This is a genomic window from Pseudomonas sp. P5_B2 (genome assembly GCF_056400445.1).
In genome coordinates this window covers 1-5134 of sequence record NZ_JBFULH010000296.1, presented here as the reverse complement: position 1 = coordinate 5134, position 5134 = coordinate 1, and the positions used below count along the sequence as shown (strand labels likewise).

12 protein-coding genes are annotated in these 5134 nt (G+C 54.4%); all 12 read left to right on the top strand.

The window, feature by feature from the left end:
- The coding region (rpsJ, locus tag AC1DRJ_RS18800; protein ID WP_236394441.1) for a 30S ribosomal protein S10 at positions 1-303 on the top strand (303 nt) is incomplete at its 5' end.
- 80 nt (positions 304-383) lie between these two features.
- Positions 384-1019 (top strand): 50S ribosomal protein L3, encoded by a 636-nt coding sequence (gene rplC, locus AC1DRJ_RS18795; RefSeq protein ID WP_003186059.1) that lies wholly within the window; start codon positions 384-386, stop codon positions 1017-1019.
- Between the two features lie 12 nt (positions 1020-1031).
- Complete coding sequence (rplD, locus tag AC1DRJ_RS18790) at positions 1032-1634, top strand: 50S ribosomal protein L4 (protein WP_007896707.1); 603 nt, start codon at positions 1032-1034, stop codon at positions 1632-1634.
- Positions 1631-1930 carry a 50S ribosomal protein L23 gene (rplW, locus tag AC1DRJ_RS18785; RefSeq protein WP_002555488.1) on the top strand — a complete coding sequence of 100 codons (300 nt, stop codon included), beginning with the start codon at positions 1631-1633 and terminating at the stop codon, positions 1928-1930. The genes rplD and rplW overlap by 4 nt, the downstream gene beginning before the upstream one ends.
- A gap of 14 nt (positions 1931-1944) precedes the next feature.
- Positions 1945-2769, top strand: a complete 825-nt coding sequence (gene rplB / locus AC1DRJ_RS18780) for a 50S ribosomal protein L2 (RefSeq protein ID WP_003176423.1) — start codon at positions 1945-1947, stop codon at positions 2767-2769.
- Between the two features lie 16 nt (positions 2770-2785).
- On the top strand, positions 2786-3061 hold the full coding sequence (gene rpsS / locus AC1DRJ_RS18775) for a 30S ribosomal protein S19 (protein ID WP_002555486.1): 276 nt from the start codon (positions 2786-2788) through the stop codon (positions 3059-3061).
- An 11-nt stretch (positions 3062-3072) separates the two neighbouring features.
- Positions 3073-3405 carry a 50S ribosomal protein L22 gene (rplV, locus tag AC1DRJ_RS18770; protein WP_003103908.1) on the top strand — a complete coding sequence of 111 codons (333 nt, stop codon included), beginning with the start codon at positions 3073-3075 and terminating at the stop codon, positions 3403-3405.
- A 13-nt stretch (positions 3406-3418) separates the two neighbouring features.
- Positions 3419-4105 carry a 30S ribosomal protein S3 gene (rpsC, locus tag AC1DRJ_RS18765; protein WP_003176422.1) on the top strand — a complete coding sequence of 229 codons (687 nt, stop codon included), beginning with the start codon at positions 3419-3421 and terminating at the stop codon, positions 4103-4105.
- A 12-nt stretch (positions 4106-4117) separates the two neighbouring features.
- Positions 4118-4531 (top strand): 50S ribosomal protein L16, encoded by a 414-nt coding sequence (rplP, locus tag AC1DRJ_RS18760; RefSeq protein ID WP_007943783.1) that lies wholly within the window; start codon positions 4118-4120, stop codon positions 4529-4531.
- Positions 4531-4722, top strand: a complete 192-nt coding sequence (gene rpmC / locus AC1DRJ_RS18755; RefSeq protein ID WP_002555481.1) for a 50S ribosomal protein L29 — start codon at positions 4531-4533, stop codon at positions 4720-4722. Before rplP ends, rpmC begins: the two co-directional genes overlap by 1 nt.
- 2 nt (positions 4723-4724) lie before the next feature.
- Positions 4725-4991 (top strand): 30S ribosomal protein S17, encoded by a 267-nt coding sequence (rpsQ, locus tag AC1DRJ_RS18750; protein ID WP_003176419.1) that lies wholly within the window; start codon positions 4725-4727, stop codon positions 4989-4991.
- A gap of 23 nt (positions 4992-5014) precedes the next feature.
- Positions 5015-5134: uL14 family ribosomal protein (locus tag AC1DRJ_RS18745; protein WP_208536949.1), on the top strand; the 120-nt coding region annotated here is incomplete at its 3' end.

Sequence of the window (5134 nt, the reverse complement as noted above, 5' to 3'; positions counted from 1 at the left end):
CAGCAAATCCGTATCAGGTTGAAGGCTTTTGACCATCGCCTGATCGACCAATCCACCCAGGAAATCGTGGAAACCGCGAAACGTACTGGTGCTCAAGTGCGTGGTCCAATTCCACTGCCTACCCGTAAAGAGCGGTTCACCGTTCTGGTCTCCCCGCACGTCAACAAAGACGCGCGTGACCAGTACGAGATCCGTACTCATAAGCGCGTTCTGGACATCGTCCAGCCAACGGATAAAACCGTTGATGCTCTTATGAAGCTTGATCTTGCGGCCGGTGTGGAAGTGCAGATCAGCCTCGGCTAAGACTCGGTCTTAGTCGTGTAACGCTCTGAAATGGGCGGCCATAGCGGGTGAAAGCCCCGTACACTCATGAGGTTTACAACATGACTATTGGTGTAGTCGGTCGTAAATGCGGTATGACCCGTATTTTCACCGAAGAAGGTGTCTCCATTCCGGTCACGGTCATTGAGATCGAACCGAATCGCGTCACCCAGTTTAAAACTGAAGAGACCGATGGCTACCGTGCAGTGCAAGTCACTGTAGGCGAGCGTCGTGCTTCGCGTGTTACAGCTGCTCAAGCTGGCCACTTCGCTAAAGCGAACGTTGCCGCTGGTCGTACCGTAATGGAATTCCGTCTTGAAGAAGGCGAGTACCAGGCCGGCGATCTGATCAACGCTGAAATCTTCGCTGCTGGTCAACTGGTTGATGTAACCGGTCAGTCCAAGGGTAAAGGCTTCCAGGGTACGATCAAGCGTTGGAACTTCCGCGGGCAAGATAATACCCACGGTAACTCCGTGTCCCACCGCGTTCCAGGCTCTATCGGCCAGTGCCAGACTCCTGGTCGTGTATTCAAGGGCAAAAAAATGTCCGGTCATATGGGCGCTGAGCGCGTGACCGTGCAGTCCCTCGAAGTAGTGCGCGTGGACGCTGAACGCAATCTGTTGTTGGTCAAGGGCGCTGTTCCTGGCGCTACTGGCGGCAACTTGGTTGTACGTCCAGCAGCCAAGGCTCGCGGTTAAGGGGAAGCTGACATGCAATTAAATGTAAATGACGCTCAAGCGATCGAAGTTTCCGAACTGACATTTGGCGGCGAATTCAACGAGACGCTGGTTCACCAAGCAGTCGTGGCCTACATGGCCGGCGGCCGTCAGGGTTCCAAGCAGCAAAAGACCCGTTCCGACGTTCGTGGTGGCGGTAAGCGCCCATGGCGTCAGAAAGGTACTGGCCGTGCTCGTGCCGGTACTATCCGTAGCCCAATCTGGCGTGGCGGCGGTACCACTTTCGCAGCCCGTCCTCAGGATCACACCCAGAAGCTGAACAAGAAGATGTATCGCGCAGCAATGCGTTCCATCCTTGCTGAGCTGGTGCGTACTGATCGTCTGGTCGTGGTTCAGGACTTCGCTGTTGATGCACCGAAGACCAAAGATCTGCTGAACAAACTGACTGGCATGGGCTTGACTGACGTCTTGATCGTGTCTGAAGTCGTTGATCAGAACCTGTACCTGGCTGCTCGTAACCTGCCACACGTTGATGTACGTGACGTGCAAGGTTCCGATCCAGTTAGTCTGATCGCATACGACAAGGTGTTGATCACCGTGTCGGCCGTGAAGAAATTCGAGGAGCTGCTGGGATGAACCAGGAACGCGTATTTAAAGTTCTGCTTGGCCCGCACGTTTCCGAGAAGGCTACGGTTCTGGCTGACAAGAAAGGCCAGTTCGTTTTCAAGGTTGCAACTGATGCAACCAAGCTGGAAATCAAGAAGGCCGTCGAAAGCCTGTTCAGCGTGAAAGTAGAGCGTGTTACTACCCTGAATGTTCTGGGTAAGAGCAAGCGCACTGCTCGCGGTCTGGGCAAGCGTAATGACTGGAAGAAGGCAGTTATCTCCCTTCAGCCAGGCCAAGATCTCGATTTCAGCAGCAGTGCTGAGTAAGGAAGGGGTGCATCATGGCAATCGTTAAATGCAAACCGACTTCCCCTGGCCGCCGTTTTGTGGTCAAGGTGGTCAACCAGGAGCTGCATAAAGGCGCTCCTCACGCACCGCTGCTCGAGAAAAAATCGAAGACTGGTGGTCGTAACAACAATGGTCGCATTACCACTCGTCACATCGGTGGTGGCCATAAGCAGCATTATCGTCTGGTCGATTTCCGTCGCAACGACAAAGATGGCATCTCTGCCACTGTCGAGCGTATCGAATACGATCCAAACCGTACTGCTCACATCGCTCTGCTGCTGTACGCAGATGGCGAGCGTCGCTACATCATCGCCCCTAAAGGCGTGAGCGCTGGCGACCAGCTGATCGCAGGTGCTTTGGCACCGATCAAGCCGGGCAACGCTCTGCAACTGCGTAACATTCCAGTTGGTAGCACCGTACACGGCATCGAATTGAAGCCAGGTAAAGGCGCGCAAATCGCTCGTTCCGCTGGTGCTTCGGCTCAGCTGATCGCTCGTGAAGGTGTCTACGTGACCCTGCGTCTGCGTTCTGGTGAGATGCGTAAAGTGCTGGCTGAATGCCGCGCGACCCTGGGTGAAGTCTCGAACTCCGAGCACAGCCTGCGTTCGCTGGGTAAAGCTGGTGCCAAACGCTGGCGTGGCGTTCGCCCAACCGTTCGTGGTGTTGCCATGAACCCGGTTGACCACCCGCATGGTGGTGGTGAAGGTCGTACCTCTGGTGGTCGTCATCCGGTATCGCCATGGGGCTTCCCGACTAAGGGCGCGAAGACTCGTGGTAATAAGCGTACCGACAAAATGATCGTCCGTCGTCGCAAGTAAATAGAGGGATACGACAGTGCCACGTTCTCTGAAAAAAGGTCCTTTTATCGATCTTCACCTACTGAAGAAGATCGAAGTGGCGGCGGAAAAGAATGATCGCAAACCGGTGAAAACCTGGTCGCGTCGTTCGATGATCCTGCCACAAATGGTCGGTTTGACCATCGCAGTACACAACGGTCGTCAACACGTCCCAGTTCTCGTTAACGAAGACATGGTCGGCCACAAACTGGGCGAGTTTGCCGGTACCCGCACTTATCGTGGGCACGTGGCAGACAAGAAAGCCAAGCGTTAAGGGGTTAGGAAATGGAAGTAGCCGCTAAGTTGTCGGGCGCTCGAATCTCCGCCCAGAAAGCCCGCTTGGTCGCCGACCAGATCCGCGGGAAGAAGGTGGGCGAAGCGCTCAACTTGTTGGCTTTCAGCAGTAAGAAAGCCGCCGAGATCATGAAGAAAGTGCTGGAGTCGGCCGTAGCCAACGCCGAGCATAACGAAGGCGCAGACGTTGATGACCTTAAAGTCAGCACCGTTTTCGTCAACGAAGGGCGTTCGCTGAAGCGCATCATGCCACGTGCCAAAGGCCGTGCTGATCGCATCGTCAAGCGGTCTTGCCATATCACTGTCAAGGTTGCTGACAAGTAACGGAGTCGAAGAGATGGGTCAGAAAGTACATCCCATTGGCATTCGCCTGGGAATCGTCAAGGAGCACACCTCCGTCTGGTACGCAGACGGTCGGACTTATGCGGACTATTTGTTCGCTGATCTGAAGGTGCGTGAGTATCTCCAAGACAAACTAAAAAGCGCGTCCGTAAGCCGTATCGATATCCATCGTCCGGCGCAGACTGCACGTATCACCATCCACACCGCTCGTCCTGGTATCGTTATCGGGAAGAAAGGTGAAGATGTTGAGAAACTGCGTCAGGACCTGACCAAGCAAATGGGTGTGCCTGTGCACATCAATATCGAAGAGATCCGCAAGCCGGAGCTCGACGGTATGCTGGTTGCGCAGAGCGTAGCTCAGCAGCTGGAGCGTCGCGTAATGTTCCGTCGCGCTATGAAGCGCGCTGTTCAGAACGCCATGCGCATTGGTGCCAAAGGCATCAAAATCCAAGTGAGCGGTCGTCTCGGCGGTGCTGAAATCGCACGTACTGAATGGTATCGCGAAGGTCGTGTGCCACTGCACACCCTGCGTGCCGACATCGACTATGCCAACTACGAAGCTCACACCACTTACGGTGTGATCGGTGTAAAGGTTTGGATCTTCAAAGGCGAAGTAATTGGTGGTCGCCAAGAAGAACTGAAACCACAAGCACCAGCGCCTCGTAAAAAAGCTGCTAAGTAAGGGGTACGCCAAATGTTGCAACCAAAGCGTACGAAGTTCCGCAAGCAGATGACAGGCCACAACCGTGGTCTGGCTCAGCGCGGTAGCAAAGTCAGCTTCGGCGAATATGCGCTGAAGTCTGTAGCTCGTGGTCGTCTCACCGCTCGTCAGATCGAGTCAGCGCGTCGTGCTCTGACCCGTCACGTTAAACGTGGCGGCAAGATCTGGATCCGTGTATTCCCGGACAAGCCTATTTCCAAAAAGCCCCTCGAAGTTCGTATGGGTAAAGGTAAGGGTAGTGTGGAGTACTGGGTTGCCCAGATTCAGCCAGGCAAAGTCCTGTATGAAATCGAGGGTGTTTCTGAAGAGCTGGCGCGTGAGGCTTTTGCCCTGGCTGCTGCAAAGCTGCCGCTCGCCACCGCCTTTGTTAAACGGACGGTGATGTGATGAAAGCGAATGAACTTCGTGAAAAATCCGCACAGCAGCTGAACGAGCAACTGCTCGGCTTGCTGCGCGACCAGTTCAATCTGCGTATGCAGAAAGCAACTGGCCAGTTGGGGCAGTCTCATCTGCTCTCGCAAGTTAAGCGTGACATCGCTCGCGTGAAGACTGTGCTCAACCAGCAGGCAGGTAAGTAATCATGGCTGAAGCCGAAAAAACTGTCCGTACGCTGACTGGCCGTGTTGTCAGCGACAAGATGGACAAAACCATCACCGTACTGATCGAGCGTCGCGTTAAGCACCCGATCTACGGTAAATATGTTAAGCGTTCGACTAAGCTGCACGCGCACGACGAAACCAATCAGTGCCACATCGGCGACAAAGTCACTATTCGTGAAACTCGTCCTTTGGCCAAGACCAAGTCTTGGGCGCTGGTTGATGTTCTCGAACGCGCTGTGGAAGTCTAAGGACTAGGGGTCGGAGAAATTATATGATTCAGACTCAATCCATGCTCGATGTGGCCGATAACAGCGGCGCTCGCCGTGTTATGTGCATCAAGGTGCTGGGTGGCTCCCATCGTCGTTACGCTGGTATCGGTGACATCATCAAA